Consider the following 14,261-nt stretch of genomic DNA (forward strand, 5'->3'; position numbering starts at 1 on the left):
GCCGGGCATGCCCGGACCGCCGTTGTTGCCTCGAACCCACCGATCCCCGGTTGCGATCCGCTACATTTCTTAACTTGCAGCGCTCCTTTGTGCGTGGAATAGTCCACCAAGCAAGTGCTTGGTTGGTATCACGAACAGAATAAGAACAAAGGAGCGAGTCATGCCTGCTGCTTTTCGTTTGCCCCTGCAAGTGTTCTACGAGCGCGAGGCTCGTCATCCCCAGCAGCGCTTTCTGGTCCAGCCCAGTGCCGGCGGGCAGGTGCAGGAGCTGAGCTGGTTCGAGGTGGGCCAGCAGGCCCGGCGTGCCGCCCAATGGCTGCGCGAGCGCCAGCTGCCTTCCGGCAGTCACATTGCAATCATTGGCAAGAACTCCGCGCACTGGGTCATTGCCGACCTGGCGATCTGGATCGCCGGGCATGTCTCGGTGCCGTTGTATCCCAATCTCACGGCCGAGTCGGTAGCCCAGGTCCTGGAGCATTCCGAGTCGGCCCTGGTCTTTATCGGCAAGCTCGACGACTGGCCGCAAATGGCGCTCGGGATCAAGGCCGGGCTGCCCACCATCCGCTTGCCCCTGGCCCCCGAAGGCCCTTTCGATTTCAGTTGGGAGGACCTGCAACGCTGTCCGCCGCTCGAGAGTAGCCCGAGCCCTGCGGCCGATCAGCTGGCCACCATCATCTATACCTCCGGCACCACCGGGCTGCCCAAGGGTGTGATGCACAGTTTCGGCAACCTGGGCTTTGCCGCCAGCCATGGTGTGCAAATGTTCGGCCTGGGCCCCGAGGACCGGCTGCTGTCCTACCTGCCCCTGTGCCACGTGGCCGAGCGCATGTTTGTCGAGATGGCGGCGATCTATACCGGGCAGACGGTGTTCTTCGCCGAAAGCCTGGACACCTTCCTTGCCGATCTGCAGCGAGCCCGGCCCACCGCGCTGTTTGGCGTGCCGCGGATCTGGACCAAGTTCCAGATGGGGGTCTACAGCAAGGTGCCGGCCAAGCGCCTGGATTTTCTCCTGGGCCTGCCCTTTATCGGCAAGCGTGTCGGCCACAAGGTGCTGAGCGGGCTCGGGCTGGACGCGTTGCGGGTGGCGCTGTCGGGAGCGGCACCGGTGCCCCAGACCCTGTTGCACTGGTATCGACGCCTCGGGCTGGACGTGCTGGAGGTGTACGGCATGACCGAGAGCTGCGGCTACTCCCATATCGGCCGCTCCGGTGAGCATGTGCCCGGCTGGATTGGCCGGCCCTGCCCGGAAGTCGAGGTGCGCATCGACGAGGCGGGGGAGGTCCAGGTACGCAGCGGAGCCACTATGCTGGGCTATTTCAAGGACCCGCAGAAGACCGCCGAAACCGTCACCGAGGATGGTTTCCTGCGCACTGGCGACAAGGGGGAGCAGGATGCCGCCGGCAACCTGCGCCTGACCGGCCGGCTCAAGGAGATCTTCAAGACCAGCAAGGGCAAGTACGTGGCCCCGGCGCCCATCGAGAACCGCCTGGCGGTGCATGCCCATATCGAGCAGGTGTGCGTGGTGGGCGACGGGCTGAGTGCCCCCCTGGGCCTGTGCGTGCTTTCGGCTGCGGGCGTGCAGGCCGCCGCCGGCAGTGCCCGGGAAGGTTTGCACAGCAGCCTGGAAAGCCTGCTGGCCCAGGTCAATGGCAGCCTGGACAAGCACGAGCGGCTGCATCGGCTGGTGGTGGTCAAGGACAGTTGGGCGGTGGAAAACGGCTTTCTCACTCCAACCCTGAAGATCAAGCGCAATGTGATCGAAGCCACTTATGGCGGCAGTTTTCAAGCCTGGAGCGAGCGCAGCGAAGCCGTGCTGTGGCAGGATTGACCGACAATAACCACCCATAAGGGAAGCGGCGATGAGTCTATGGCGTACCACTCCGAACATCGAGCAACTGAACGCGATCCAGAAGAACACCATCGGCGAAGTGCTGGATATTCGCTTCGAGTCCTATGACGAGCAGTCATTGACCGCGAGCATGGTCATCGACCATCGCACCCACCAGCCCTACGGGCTGTTGCACGGCGGGGCCTCGGTGGTGCTGGCGGAAACCGTCGGCTCCATGGCCAGCTACCTGTGCATCGACGCCAGCAAGTTCTACTGCGTGGGGCTGGAGATCAATGCCAATCACCTGCGGGGCTTGCGCAACGGGCGGGTCACGGCGGTGGCCAAGGCCATTCATATCGGGCGCACCACCCATGTCTGGGACATCCGCCTGAGCAGTGATGAAGGCAAGGCCAGTTGCGTCTCGCGCCTGACCATGGCGGTGGTGCCCCTCGGGCAGAACCCGCCGGTGCAATGAGGCAACGCGCCATAGGCTGAGCCTGGGTGTCAGCATTCCTGTCCGTTACGGTCATTGCCCTGGTGCCAGGGCCTGCGGACAATCGGTGTTCGTTTGGTGGATGGATAGGTCGGTATGTCGCAACAGGTGTTTTTCGCTCACGCCAATGGGTTTCCCTCCGGCACGTACGGCAAGTTGTTTGCTGCCCTGGCGCCGGAATTCGAGGTGGCTCATCTGCAGCAGCATGCCCACGACCCGCGCTTTCCGGTGGACGACAACTGGCGCAGCCTGGTGGATGAACTGATCCATCACCTGCAACAGCAGGCCCAGCCGGTCTGGGGCGTGGGGCATTCGCTGGGTGGTGTGCTGCATCTGCACGCGGCCCTGCGCTGCCCGGAGCTGTATCGGGGGGTGGTGATGCTCGATTCGCCGGTGCTGACCCGGGCTGACCAATGGGTGATCCGCGCCGCCAAGCGCCTGGGCTTCATCGACCGGCTGACTCCGGCCGGGCGCACCCTGGGGCGTCGCGAAGAGTTTGCCGACATCGAGGCCGCCCGCAGTTACTTCTCCCGCAAGACGCTGTTCCGGGCCTTCGATCCCGATTGCCTGGATGCTTACCTGCAGCACGGCCTGCAGCAGGTGGGGGATCGCTTGCGCCTGCGTTTTGACCCGGCCACGGAAATCAGCATCTACCGCGGCGTGCCTCATACCAGCCCGGGCAGTGCGCGCCAGCTCAAGGTACCGCTGGCGGTTGTGCGCGGACAGCAGAGCCGGGTGGTGATGCGCCATCACACCAGTGCGGTCGGGCGCATGCCGCTGGGCGAGTCGCTGACCATGCCCGGTGGCCACATGTTTCCCCTTGAGCGCCCCCATGACACCGCGGCGCTGCTCAAGGAGCTGTTCACACGCTGGCAACGGAGCCCTGCATGAGCCACGCCGTCGAAGAAGTCCGCCTGAACCTGCCGCACATCGAACTGGCGGCCCATCTGTTCGGGCCCGAGGACGGTCTGCCGGTCATCGCCCTGCATGGCTGGCTGGATAACGCCAACAGCTTCGCCCGGCTGGCGCCCAAGCTCGCCGGCCTGCGCATCGTTGCCCTGGACCTGGCCGGCCACGGTCATTCCGGGCATCGCCCGGCGGGGGCCGGCTATGCCCTGTGGGACTACGTCTATGACGTGCTGCAAGCCGCCGAGCAACTGGGCTGGAAGCGCTTTGCCCTGATCGGTCATTCCCTGGGGGCGATCGTCTCGCTGGTGCTGTCGGCGGCGATGCCGGAGCGGGTCAGCCACCTGGCCCTGATCGATGGGGTGATCCCACCGACGGCCAATGGCGAGGACGCCGCCGAGCGCCTGGGCATGGCGTTGCAGGCACAGCTGAATCTGCAGAACAAGAGCAAGCCGGTGTACGCCACCCTGGAGCGGGCCATCGAGGCGCGCATGAAGGGCCTGGTGGCGGTTAGCCGCGAGGCGGCCGAACTGCTGGCCCAGCGCGGCCTGATGCCGGTGCCCGGGGGCTATACCTGGCGCAGCGACAGCCGCCTGACCCTGGCTTCGCCGCTGCGCCTGACAGAGGAGCAGGCCATGTCCTTTGTTCAGCGGGTCGCCTGCCCGACGCAACTGGTGGTGGCCGCCGATGGCATGCTGGCCAAGCACCAGGCCTTGTTGCAGCGTCTACCCTTCAGCGTTGAGCAGTTTCCCGGCGGGCATCACCTGCACCTCAACGACGAGGCGGGTGCCAGCTTTGTCGCAGACTGTTTCAATCGGTTTTTCGCCGTTCCTTGACTTGACGGGATCAACTGTCGAGGCTGGGCGGGTTGAAATGGGAGACAACCATGATAGATCTGTACACCGCTGCGACCCCCAATGGTCACAAGGTTTCCATCCTGCTTGAGGAGCTCGGCCTGCCCTATGAGGTGCACGCCTTGAGTTTCGACAAGAAGGAGCAAAAGGCCCCAGCGTTCCTGAAGATCAATCCCAATGGGCGTATTCCGGCCATCGTCGATCGCGACAATGGTGATTTTCCGGTGTTCGAGTCCGGCGCGATCCTGGTGTACCTGGCCGAACGCACTGGCCAGTTGTTGCCGGCCGATCCCAAGGGACGTTCGCTGGTGATGCAATGGCTGATGTTCCAGATGGGCGGGGTCGGGCCCATGCAGGGCCAGGCCAATGTGTTCTTCCGCTATTTCCCGGAGAAGCTGCAGGGCGCCATCGACCGTTATCAGCACGAGGCCCGGCGCCTGTACGAAGTGCTCGACAGCCGCCTGCAACAGGCCGAGTACCTCGCCGGCGACTACAGCATTGCCGACATCGCCACCTTCCCCTGGGTGCGCGGCCATGAATGGTCCGGGGTTTCGGTGCAGGGCCTGCCGGCGTTGCAACGCTGGATGGCGGCCCTGGAGGCCCGTCCTGCGGTGCAGCGAGGCTTGCAGGTTCCACAACGCAGCGACGATGCCAGCGTCGTCAAGGGCGCCCAGGCCATGCTTATCCGATGAGAGTTTCCATGCGTTCAATCAGTGTTCTGGGCCTGTCCCTGGCAAGTACCCTGGTGCTTGCCGCCGATCTGCCGGGCAGCCACGACCTGCCCCTGGTCCCCCGTCTGGCCGATGCACAGATCGTCGACTACCGCCCCGAAGTGGAGCAGGAGCGCGTCTACCCCCTGGGTTCGATCCGCCGTATCAGCGGCCAGTTGCGTTTCGATGGCCAGGTCAATGCCCGCGGCAAGCTCACCGCCATCACTTACCAGTTGCCCGCCGAGCGCACATCCAACGAAGCCTTCACCCTGGCCAGGGAGGCGCTGCAAAAGCAGGGCGCCGAGCTGCTGTTCTGGTGCCAGGCCCGCGATTGCGGTGAAAGCAGCCTGTGGGCCAACGAAGTATTCGGCAACGCCAAGCTGTTTGGCGCCGATGAACAGCAGGCCTACCTGCTGCTGCGGCTGGCGGCGCCCCAGGACAACTCCCTGGTAGCCCTGTACAGCATCACCCGGGGTAACCGCCGGGCCTACCTGCATGTGGAGCAGTTCGACGCCAGCGCGCCGCTGGGGGACCTGCTACCCACTTCGGCCACCCTGCTGCGCCAGCTCAAGGACACCGGCAAGCTGGACCTGCCGAAACTCGCCGAGCCCCAGCCCACCTGGCTCAACCTGCTGTCCCGCGGGCTGAACCTGGACACCACCCTGCGCATCAGCCTGTCCGGCAAGCAGGCCGAAGCCTGGCGCCAGGCGCTGATTGGCCAGGGCGTGCTGGCCTCGCGGATGGAAACCGGTAACACCGACGCAGCAGGCCTGTATTTCGAACTACTGCGTTAAGCTGTTTCAGGCAGCCCGCGCTCGCGGGTTCGCCTACTCTTCACTGGTTCTTCTTGCGCGAGACATTTCATGCCCAATAACGATCGCCTGCTGGTGCAGATCCTGCTCCTGGTGTTGTTCGGTGCCAGCTTCTGGGTCATGGCGCCTTTCTGGTCAGCGCTGTTCTGGGGCGCCGTGCTGGCGTTTGCCAGCTGGCCGCTGATGCGCCTGCTGACCCGCTGGCTCAATGGCCGAGAATCCCTGGCAGCGGCCCTGCTGACCCTGGGCTGGATGGTGCTGGTGGCCGCGCCGCTGGTCTGGCTCGGCCTCAACCTGGCGGACCATGTGCGCGATGCCACGGCCTTCATCAAGGACGTGCAGGTCGACGGCCTGCCCGCCGCTCCAGAGTGGCTCGGCAACCTGCCATTGGTGGGCGAGCGCCTGGTGGGCTTGTGGAACAGCATCGACCAGCAGGGCGCGGCCCTGATGCTGGCGGTCAAACCCTATCTGGGGCAGGTGGGCAACTGGCTGCTGGCTCGCAGCGCGCAGATCGGCGGCGGCATTCTGGAACTGACCCTGAGCATCGTCTTCGTGTTTTTCTTCTACCGCGATGGCCCGCGCCTGGCGCTGTTCGTGCACAAGTTGCTGGAGCGCCTGATCGGCGAGCGCGCCGGCTACTACATCGACCTGGTGGCTGGCACCGTGCAACGGGTAGTCAACGGGGTGATCGGCACTGCGGCGGCCCAGGGCCTGCTGGCGCTGATCGGCTTCCTGATTGCCGGAGTGCCCGGGGCGCTGGTGCTGGGGATCGTCACCTTCCTGCTCAGCCTGATTCCCATGGGCCCGCCCCTGGTATGGATCCCGGCTACCGCCTGGCTGGCCTGGAAAGGCGAATATGGCATGGCGGTGTTCCTGGGGATCTGGGGCACTTTCATCATCAGCGGCGTGGACAACGTGCTCAAACCGTACCTGATCAGCCGCGGCGGCAACCTGCCGCTGGTGATCGTGCTGCTGGGAGTGTTCGGTGGCCTGATCGCCTTCGGCTTTATCGGCCTGTTCATCGGCCCGACGCTGCTGGCGGTGGCCTACAGCCTGTTGCTGGACTGGAGCGCCAGCCAGGCCCGGGCCCAGGAGCCGCGCTGAGCCACCGATTGCCGCTCCCCCCGGGAGCGGCAATGGACGTCAGGCAGCGACGTTGACGCTGCCGCCGAGGCTGCTGCTGGTGTCCAACTGATACTGCTTGCTCAAGCTACCGCTGCCGTCACTGTCCAGGTCGCTGAAATTCTTGCTCAGGCTGACCAGGATGCCGTTGTCGCTTTTCTGCGACAGGGCGTTTTTCAGCTCGTCCTGATCCACCGCGCCATCACCGTTGCTGTCGAGCTTGGCGAGCAGCTCCTTGTGCAATGGCTGGCCACGGCTGGTGCTGCTGGAGCTGTAATAGCTCGAATAGTTGCTGCTGAGGCTATCGATCATGGGGCTCACTCCCTGCGCATGAATTGAACCGGTGGGGGGGGCACCGGCCCAAGCAGCCTCAGGGGGGAGTTGTTCTGGGTATTGGCGGTTTGTACCTGTCGCCACACAAGGCGCTCAAGGCCTGGGTAGACGCAATACCGCGGTCAGGCCGCCGCCGGGGGTTTCTTCGAGGATCAGTTGGCCGCCCAGGCGCTCCGCCGCTTCACGGGCGATGGTCATGCCCAGGCCGACACCGCCGGAGTTGCGGTTGCGCGAGCCTTCCAGGCGAAAGAATGGCTCGAACACCGCTTCACGCTTGTCGGCGGCAATCCCCGGGCCGTGGTCGATGACCCGGATCAGCAGTTGCCCGCGGTCGTCCTCCAGGGCCAGGGTTGCCTGGCCGGCGTAGCGCAGGGCGTTGTCCAGCAGGTTGTTGAGGCATGACTGCAACGCCATGGGTTGCACCAGCAGCGGCGCGCAATGGCCCTGGGCCTGAGCGTCGGCGCCCTGGTCCTGGGCGTTCTCGCACAGCGACTCCACCAGGGCCTGCACGTCCATCCATTGCTCGGCCTCGCTGGTGCGTTGTTCGTGCAGGTAGCTGAGGGTGGCGTCGAGCATCTTGATCATGTCGTCCAGGTCCTGGCGCATCTGCCCTTGCAGCTTGCTGTCCTCGATCTGCTCCAGGCGCAGTTTCAGCCTTGATAACGGGGTGCGCAGGTCGTGGGAGACGGCCCCGAGCATGCGCCCGCGTTGCTGCACCTGCTCGCGGATGCGCTTCTGCATCTGGTTGAAGGTGCTGGCCGCTTGCCGGGCTTCCCTTGGGCCCACCTCTTCCAGGGGCGGGCTGTCGAGGTCTTCGCTCAAACGCTCGGCGGCGGCGCTCAGGCGCTGGATCGGCCGCGACAACAGCTTGGCGCCGTACCAGGCAGCGATGATCAGGGAGATGAACTGGAACGTCAGGGGTACCAGCGGGCCGCCGAACCAGGGCCGTGGCGGGCGCCTTGGATAAGGGGGCGGCGGCTGGCCATTGATCAACTGCGCCGAATCGGGAGGGGGCGGCGGCGGGGGCGGGCCGTAGTGGTGAAACCAGAAGAACGCCAGCAGGTGGGCGAGGACGATCGCGATCAGCAGGACGCCGAACAGGCGGCCGAACAGCGTATCGAACCGCCCGCGCATCAGCCGATGTCCCGGGCGTCGAACAGGTAGCCTTCACCGCGCACGGTCTTGATCAGTTGCGGCGACTTCGGATCGTCGCCGAGCTTTTGCCGCAGGCGCGAGACCAGCAGGTCGATGCTGCGATCAAAGGCCTCGATGGATCGGCCGCGGGCGGCGTCCAGCAATTGTTCGCGGCTCAGTACCCGGCGCGGGCGTTCGATGAACACCCAGAGCAGGCGGAACTCGGCGTTGGACAGCGGCACCACCAGGCCATCGGCGGAAATCAGTTGGCGCAGCACGCTGTTCAGGCGCCAGTTGTCGAAGCGGATATTGGCCCGCTGCTCGCTGCGATCGTCGCGCACCCGGCGCAGGATGGTCTGGATCCGGGCCACCAGTTCCCGTGGCTCGAAAGGCTTGGCCATGTAGTCGTCGGCCCCCAGCTCCAGGCCGATGATGCGATCGGTGGGCTCGCAGCGGGCGGTGAGCATGAGGATCGGGATGTCCGATTCGGTACGCAGCCAGCGGCACAGGGACAGGCCGTCTTCGCCGGGCAGCATCAGGTCCAGCACCACCACGTCGAAGTGCTCGGCCTGCAGGGCCTGGCGCATCGCCGCGCCGTCGGTGACGCCGCTGGCGTGAATGTTGAAACGCGCCAGGTAGTCGATCAGCAACTCGCGGATCGGCACGTCGTCGTCGACGATCAGGGCCCGGGTGTTCCAGCGTTTGTCGTCGCCACTGACCAATGCTTTGGCGTCTTCGTTGAGAGGGGCTGAAGTGTTCTGCATGGGTGCGGTCGTCTGCCAGGTAGGCTGCCGGCGCCTGAGGGCGACGGCGGGGTTGTGGCTTCAGCATAGGCGTCCGGCCCGGGGGCTGGAAGTGCTGTTCGAAGGTGTTGCGGCTGGCGAGGGTAGCGCCGGGGATTGTTGCCGACGTGTCGTCAGTGTATCGAGGTTGATACAAATGCCGTGGCGTGGGGAAGCGATTGCCGGGGCAATCGGCCTTCTTGCGCACCGTTGAGGAGGATTTACCTCTGATCGGGTCCCGGAGCGGCGCGGCTTGCGCTACAATCCGCGCCGATTTCGACTTGCCTGAGAGCCCCTTCATGTCCGCCTGCCAGACTCCTATCATCGTCGCCCTGGATTTCCCCACCCGTGACGCCGCACTGAAACTGGCCGATCAACTGGACCCCAAACTGTGCCGGGTCAAGGTCGGCAAGGAGCTGTTCACCAGCTGCGCCGCCGAGATTGTCGGGACCCTGCGGGACAAGGGTTTCGAAGTGTTCCTGGACCTGAAGTTCCACGATATTCCCAACACCACCGCCATGGCGGTCAAGGCCGCCGCGGAAATGGGTGTGTGGATGGTCAATGTGCACTGCTCCGGCGGCCTGCGCATGATGGCTGCCTGCCGCGAAGTGCTGGACCAGCGCAGCGGCCCCAAGCCGTTGCTGATCGGCGTCACCGTGCTTACCAGCATGGAGCGTGAAGACCTTGCCGGTATCGGCCTGGACATCGAGCCCCAGGAGCAGGTGCTGCGCCTGGCTGCCCTGGCGCAGAAAGCCGGCATGGACGGCCTGGTGTGCTCGGCCCTGGAAGCCCAGGCCCTGAAGAGCGCCCATCCGTCCCTGCAACTGGTGACCCCGGGGATTCGCCCGGCGGGCAGCGCCCAGGACGACCAGCGGCGGATCCTCACCCCGCGCCAGGCCCTGGATGCCGGCTCCGATTACCTGGTGATCGGTCGCCCCATCAGCCAGGCGGCAGATCCGGCCAAGGCCCTGGCCGACGTCGTGGCCGAACTGGCCCTGTAACACGCTTCCTCTTGTAGGAGCCGGCTTGCCGGCGATAGCGGTTTTGCGGTTGGCGGCCCTTTCCGGCCGCCGTTGCGGATCGCCGACAAGCCGGCTCCTACGGATTCAGACTTTCAGTATCAGCTTGCCGAAGTTCTCGCCGCTGAACAGCTTGCCCAGGGTTTCCGGGAAGGTTTCCAGGCCCTCGACAATATCCTCCTTGCTCTTGAGCTGCCCCTTGGCCATCCAGCCGGCCATTTCCTGCCCGGCTTCGGCGAACTGCGTGGCATAGTCCATCACCACGAACCCCTCCATACGCGCCCGGTTGACCAGCAGCGACAGGTAGTTGGCCGGCCCCTTGACCGCTTCCTTGTTGTTGTACTGGCTGATGGCGCCACAGATCACCACCCGCGCCTTGACGTTCAGGCGGCTGAGCACGGCATCGAGGATGTCGCCGCCGACGTTGTCGAAATACACATCGACGCCTTTCGGGCATTCGCGCTTGAGGCCGGCGTGGACGTCTTCGTTCTTGTAGTCGATGGCGCCGTCAAAACCCAGCTCGTCGATGAGGAACCGGCACTTGTCCTGGCCGCCGGCAATCCCCACCACGCGGCAGCCCTTGATCCTGGCGATCTGCCCGGCAATGCTGCCCACCGCGCCAGCGGCCCCGGACAGCACCACGGTGTCGCCGGCCTTGGGCGCGCCCACGTCCAGCAGGGCAAAGTAGGCGGTCATGCCGGTCATGCCCAGGGCTGACAGGTAGAGCGGCAGCGGGGCCAGCTTGGGGTCGACCTTGTAGAAGCCCCGGGGCTCGCCGAGGAAGTAGTCCTGCACGCCGAGTGCGCCATTGACGTAGTCGCCCACCGCGAAACCGGGGTGGCTGGAGGCGATCACCTGGCCCACGCCCAGGGCGCGCATGACCTCGCCGATGGCCACCGGGGCAATGTAGGACTTGCCCTCGTTCATCCAGCCGCGCATGGCCGGGTCCAGGGACAGGTATTGGTTCTGCACCAGGATCTGCCCGGCGGCGGGCTCGCCCACTGCCACCTGCTGGTAGGTGAAGGTATCGCGGGTGGCCGGTCCGATGGGGCGTTTGGCGAGCAGGAACTGGCGATTGGTCAGGGCGGTCATGGCAGGCACTCGTGGGATGAATGAACCCCTAGTTGATAGCCCCTTGGCCTCGGTGCCGCAAGGTTTGCCGCTGCAGCGAATGGAGGCCAATCGATCGCCCTGATAAAGCCCCCGACAGATTCATCACCAGAATGCATGAGCATCCAACCGGGCTTTTGATAGTGCTGACGCCACCAGCCCCGGCTGTGGCTAGATTGGGCCGGGTAGCTGACCCGCATTCGATCGAGGATTCCTGCAATGAGCATGACGTTTTCCGGCCAGGTGGCCCTGGTGACCGGCGCAGCCAATGGTATCGGCCGGGCCACCGCCCAGGCATTTGCCGCACAAGGCTTGAAGGTGGTGGTGGCGGACCTGGACACGGCGGGGGGCGAGGGCACCGTGGCGCTGATCCGCGAGGCCGGTGGCGAGGCGCTGTTCGTGCCGTGCAACGTTACCCTGGAGGCTGATGTGCAAAGCCTCATGGCCCGCACCATCGAAGCCTATGGGCGCCTGGATTACGCCTTCAACAACGCCGGTATCGAGATCGAAAAGGGCCGCCTTGCGGAGGGCTCCATGGATGAGTTCGACGCCATCATGGGGGTCAACGTCAAAGGGGTCTGGCTGTGCATGAAGTACCAGTTGCCGCTGCTGCTGGCCCAGGGCGGTGGGGCGATCGTCAACACCGCCTCGGTGGCGGGCCTGGGCGCGGCGCCGAAGATGAGCATCTATGCGGCTTCCAAGCATGCGGTGATCGGCCTGACCAAGTCGGCGGCCATCGAATATGCGAAGAAGAAAATCCGCGTGAACGCGGTATGCCCGGCGGTGATCGACACCGACATGTTCCGCCGTGCCTACGAGGCGGACCCGAAGAAGGCTGAGTTCGCCGCAGCCATGCACCCGGTGGGGCGCATCGGCAAGGTCGAGGAGATCGCCAGTGCGGTGCTCTACCTGTGCAGCGATGGCGCGGCCTTTACCACCGGCCATGCACTGGCGGTCGACGGCGGGGCCACCGCGATCTGATGCCGATGGCCGGGGCCCGATGGAATCGACCTCCAGTGTCCTGAAAACGACCTCGGCGTAGCTTTTTGCCATTATTCCGATGTCAGAGACTTGTGCGCCGGTGCATGCCGTTGCGACCCTTCGCCAAGACAAGATGGCCCTATTGCCATTGGGGATTGGAAGGGGACTGCGCACCATGACTTCGGCCGCAAGTGGACGTTTTGCCAACCAGGGCATGGCAAAGAAACTGGGCATCGGGTTTGCCCTGGTGTTGCTCCTAACCGCTCTGGTGGCGGGGATCGGTGTCTGGTCCCTGCAGACCATCAGCCAGCGCTTCGATGGCCTCAAGCAGATGTCCCAGCTCAATAGCGGCGTGCTCAAGGTGCGGCTGCAGGAGCAGGACTACGCCCTGCATGGCGACAGCAAGACCGTGGACAGCCTGCATGAAAGCCTGGAAGGCCTGCAGGCCCTGGCCCAGCAGCTCAAGGTGCGGTCGGCGGCCAACCAGACCGCGATGGGCGATGTGGAGCTGGCGCTGGCGGACTATCGCAAGGCCTTCGACGAGTTCGTCGAGCTGACCCAGGCCAAGGACCTGGCCCTGGAAATGGCCAGTTGGTCGGTGTCCAGCGTGGCCAATAACCTGGACGTGCTGCAGGCGGGGCTGGCGGATGACGGTGCCTATACGCTCAAGGAATCCCAGGGCAAGGATGGTGCCGAATTCATCGAGCAGGCCAATCAGATCAGCCAGGTTTCACGCCTGATGCTGCAGGCCATGAATGAGGCCCGGTTGCGCCTGGATCAGAACCGCAAGGGCGGCGACCAGGAGCCCGCCGAGCAGGGCAAGATCGAGCAGGCCGATCAGGCCCTGGCCCAGGCCGAGCAGTTGAAGGCCACGGTCAAGGATGCGGGCTATCAGACGGTGCTCAACGAAGTCTCGGGGCATATCGGCAACTTCAGCGAGAAGCTCAACGAGTACACCGGGTTGCTGGCCCAGGAGAAGCAGGTCTATCAGCAGTTGCATGAGCGCGCCGCCCAGGTGATGGCGCGGGTTGATCAGGCGTACGGGGCGCAAGAGCATTCGATGCTGGGGGAACTGGACAAGAACTCCCTGCTGATCATCGGCTCCTCGGCCCTGGCGCTGTTGGTGGGGCTGTTGGCGGCCTTGAGTGTCACCCGCCTGATCGTGCGCCCGTTGCGCAGTGTGATGCACGTGGCTCAGCAGATTGCTGCCGGTGATCTGACCGCGACCGTGGAGGTGACCCGACGTGACGAGATCGGTCAGTTGATGCAGGCCATGCAGCAGATGGGCAGCGGCCTGAGCGGCATTGTCAGTGGCCTGCAGGCGGGGATCGAGCAACTGGCCAGTTCGGCTCAGTCGCTGTCCACGGTGACCGAGCAGACCAACCTGGAAGTCAGCACCCAGAAGGAAGAAACCGAGCAAGTGGCCACGGCCATGAATCAGATGACCGCCACGGTGCACGATGTGGCGCGCAATGCCGAGGAGGCCGCCCAAGCCGCCCAGGCGGCGGACGACAAGGTCGAAAGTGGCCAGCAAGTGGTGCGCCAGAGCATGCAGCGCATCGAGCAACTGGCGGATTCCGCCAGCCGTGCCAGCAGTGGTATCGAGAGCCTGAGCGCGGAAATCGACAACATCGGTAGCGTGCTGGATGTGATCAAGAGCGTGGCCGAGCAGACCAACCTGCTGGCCCTCAACGCCGCTATCGAAGCCGCCAGGGCCGGGGAGCAGGGCCGGGGGTTTGCGGTGGTGGCCGATGAAGTGCGGGCCCTGGCGAAACGCACGCAGCAGTCCACCGAAGAGATCGCCCGGTTGGTGACGGCTCTGCACGCAGCGGCCGACTCCTCGGTGCAGCAGATCCAGAGCAGTGGCGAGCTGGTGAAGCTGGCGGTCAGCGATGCCCTGCAGACCGAAAGCGCCCTGGGCAGCATTGCCGCGGCGGTGTCATTGATCCAGCAGATGAACCAGCAGATCGCCGCTGCGGCCGAGCAGCAGAGTTCGGTGGCTGAAGAGATCAACCGCAGTGTCACCAGCATTCGCGCCAGTGCCGATCAGTCGTCCCTGGCGATGCAGGGCAACGCCGCGTCGAGCATCGAGCTGGCGCAGTTGGGCGTGGAACTGAAGGGGATGGTGGGGCATTTCCGCTTGTAGCGGCGGGGAGGGCGCAGCGTTCTAAAACCCT

13 protein-coding genes and 1 pseudogene are annotated in these 14,261 nt (G+C 64.9%); 10 read left to right on the forward strand and 4 right to left on the reverse strand.

Features of this window, described 5'->3' with window-relative positions; genetic code table 11:
• Nucleotides 1-160 precede the first annotated feature (160 nt).
• From ABCR88_RS09395 to ABCR88_RS09425, 7 genes are all read left to right on the forward strand, one after another.
• Nucleotides 161-1,828: an AMP-binding protein gene (locus ABCR88_RS09395; RefSeq protein WP_350404452.1), complete on the forward strand. Its 1,668-nt coding sequence runs from the start codon at nucleotides 161-163 to the stop codon at nucleotides 1,826-1,828.
• 31 nt (nucleotides 1,829-1,859) lie between these two features.
• Complete coding sequence (locus tag ABCR88_RS09400; RefSeq protein ID WP_350023764.1) at nucleotides 1,860-2,303, forward strand: hotdog fold thioesterase; 444 nt, start codon at nucleotides 1,860-1,862, stop codon at nucleotides 2,301-2,303.
• Nucleotides 2,304-2,417: 114 nt separating this feature from the next.
• Complete coding sequence (locus ABCR88_RS09405; RefSeq protein ID WP_183000738.1) at nucleotides 2,418-3,212, forward strand: alpha/beta hydrolase; 795 nt, start codon at nucleotides 2,418-2,420, stop codon at nucleotides 3,210-3,212.
• Complete coding sequence (locus ABCR88_RS09410) at nucleotides 3,209-4,063, forward strand: alpha/beta hydrolase (RefSeq protein WP_350404453.1); 855 nt, start codon at nucleotides 3,209-3,211, stop codon at nucleotides 4,061-4,063. The genes ABCR88_RS09405 and ABCR88_RS09410 overlap by 4 nt, the downstream gene beginning before the upstream one ends.
• Nucleotides 4,064-4,113: 50 nt before the next feature.
• Nucleotides 4,114-4,773, forward strand: coding sequence for a glutathione S-transferase N-terminal domain-containing protein (locus ABCR88_RS09415; protein WP_350404454.1), 660 nt, complete (start codon nucleotides 4,114-4,116; stop codon nucleotides 4,771-4,773).
• 8 nt (nucleotides 4,774-4,781) lie between these two features.
• On the forward strand, nucleotides 4,782-5,585 hold the full coding sequence (locus ABCR88_RS09420) for a DUF4892 domain-containing protein (protein WP_232644423.1): 804 nt from the start codon (nucleotides 4,782-4,784) through the stop codon (nucleotides 5,583-5,585).
• A gap of 69 nt (nucleotides 5,586-5,654) precedes the next feature.
• Nucleotides 5,655-6,707 carry an AI-2E family transporter gene (locus ABCR88_RS09425; protein ID WP_011060080.1) on the forward strand — a complete coding sequence of 351 codons (1,053 nt, stop codon included), beginning with the start codon at nucleotides 5,655-5,657 and terminating at the stop codon, nucleotides 6,705-6,707.
• A gap of 99 nt (nucleotides 6,708-6,806) precedes the next feature.
• Here the strand turns inward: ABCR88_RS09425 and ABCR88_RS09430 are convergent.
• The 3 genes and pseudogenes from ABCR88_RS09430 to ABCR88_RS09440 form a co-directional block, all read right to left on the reverse strand.
• A pseudogene (locus ABCR88_RS09430) lies at nucleotides 6,807-7,037 on the reverse strand (calcium-binding protein); the annotation flags it as partial.
• 114 nt (nucleotides 7,038-7,151) lie between these two features.
• Nucleotides 7,152-8,192 carry a HAMP domain-containing sensor histidine kinase gene (locus ABCR88_RS09435; RefSeq protein ID WP_019095148.1) on the reverse strand — a complete coding sequence of 347 codons (1,041 nt, stop codon included), beginning with the start codon at nucleotides 8,190-8,192 and terminating at the stop codon, nucleotides 7,152-7,154.
• The gene (locus tag ABCR88_RS09440; protein WP_011060083.1) at nucleotides 8,192-8,956 is read right to left on the reverse strand and encodes a response regulator; all 765 of its coding nucleotides are present in this window, start codon (nucleotides 8,954-8,956) and stop codon (nucleotides 8,192-8,194) included. The genes ABCR88_RS09435 and ABCR88_RS09440 overlap by 1 nt, the downstream gene beginning before the upstream one ends.
• 317 nt (nucleotides 8,957-9,273) lie before the next feature.
• Between ABCR88_RS09440 and pyrF the strand changes: the two genes are divergently transcribed.
• Nucleotides 9,274-9,975 (forward strand): orotidine-5'-phosphate decarboxylase, encoded by a 702-nt coding sequence (gene pyrF, locus ABCR88_RS09445; protein WP_011060084.1) that lies wholly within the window; start codon nucleotides 9,274-9,276, stop codon nucleotides 9,973-9,975.
• A gap of 105 nt (nucleotides 9,976-10,080) precedes the next feature.
• On the opposite strand, the gene ABCR88_RS09450 is transcribed toward pyrF, so the two are convergent.
• Nucleotides 10,081-11,085, reverse strand: a complete 1,005-nt coding sequence (locus ABCR88_RS09450; RefSeq protein WP_350404455.1) for an NADP-dependent oxidoreductase — start codon at nucleotides 11,083-11,085, stop codon at nucleotides 10,081-10,083.
• Nucleotides 11,086-11,322: 237 nt separating this feature from the next.
• Between ABCR88_RS09450 and ABCR88_RS09455 the strand changes: the two genes are divergently transcribed.
• Nucleotides 11,323-12,084 carry an SDR family oxidoreductase gene (locus ABCR88_RS09455; RefSeq protein ID WP_011060086.1) on the forward strand — a complete coding sequence of 254 codons (762 nt, stop codon included), beginning with the start codon at nucleotides 11,323-11,325 and terminating at the stop codon, nucleotides 12,082-12,084.
• Between the two features lie 175 nt (nucleotides 12,085-12,259).
• On the forward strand, nucleotides 12,260-14,230 hold the full coding sequence (locus ABCR88_RS09460; protein ID WP_350404456.1) for a methyl-accepting chemotaxis protein: 1,971 nt from the start codon (nucleotides 12,260-12,262) through the stop codon (nucleotides 14,228-14,230).
• Nucleotides 14,231-14,261: the final 31 nt, after the last annotated feature.

The sequence above is a fragment of the Pseudomonas sp. W17 genome (assembly GCF_040268305.1).
In the GTDB taxonomy this organism is placed as follows: domain Bacteria; phylum Pseudomonadota; class Gammaproteobacteria; order Pseudomonadales; family Pseudomonadaceae; genus Aquipseudomonas; species Aquipseudomonas protegens.

Bases quoted from the DNA above. Each gene is read 5' to 3' on its own strand.
- ABCR88_RS09395 (WP_350404452.1), top strand. From the start codon at position 161: ATGCCTGCTGCTTTTCGTTTGCCCCTGCAAGTGTTCTACGAGCGCGAG.
- ABCR88_RS09440 (WP_011060083.1), bottom strand. From the start codon at position 8,956: ATGCAGAACACTTCAGCCCCTCTCAACGAAGACGCCAAAGCATTGGTC.
- pyrF (WP_011060084.1), top strand. From the start codon at position 9,274: ATGTCCGCCTGCCAGACTCCTATCATCGTCGCCCTGGATTTCCCCACC.
- ABCR88_RS09405 (WP_183000738.1), top strand. From the start codon at position 2,418: ATGTCGCAACAGGTGTTTTTCGCTCACGCCAATGGGTTTCCCTCCGGC.
- ABCR88_RS09415 (WP_350404454.1), top strand. From the start codon at position 4,114: ATGATAGATCTGTACACCGCTGCGACCCCCAATGGTCACAAGGTTTCC.
- ABCR88_RS09410 (WP_350404453.1), top strand. From the start codon at position 3,209: ATGAGCCACGCCGTCGAAGAAGTCCGCCTGAACCTGCCGCACATCGAA.
- ABCR88_RS09400 (WP_350023764.1), top strand. From the start codon at position 1,860: ATGAGTCTATGGCGTACCACTCCGAACATCGAGCAACTGAACGCGATC.
- ABCR88_RS09455 (WP_011060086.1), top strand. From the start codon at position 11,323: ATGAGCATGACGTTTTCCGGCCAGGTGGCCCTGGTGACCGGCGCAGCC.
- ABCR88_RS09425 (WP_011060080.1), top strand. From the start codon at position 5,655: ATGCCCAATAACGATCGCCTGCTGGTGCAGATCCTGCTCCTGGTGTTG.
- ABCR88_RS09460 (WP_350404456.1), top strand. From the start codon at position 12,260: ATGACTTCGGCCGCAAGTGGACGTTTTGCCAACCAGGGCATGGCAAAG.
- ABCR88_RS09420 (WP_232644423.1), top strand. From the start codon at position 4,782: ATGCGTTCAATCAGTGTTCTGGGCCTGTCCCTGGCAAGTACCCTGGTG.
- ABCR88_RS09450 (WP_350404455.1), bottom strand. From the start codon at position 11,085: ATGACCGCCCTGACCAATCGCCAGTTCCTGCTCGCCAAACGCCCCATC.
- ABCR88_RS09435 (WP_019095148.1), bottom strand. From the start codon at position 8,192: ATGCGCGGGCGGTTCGATACGCTGTTCGGCCGCCTGTTCGGCGTCCTG.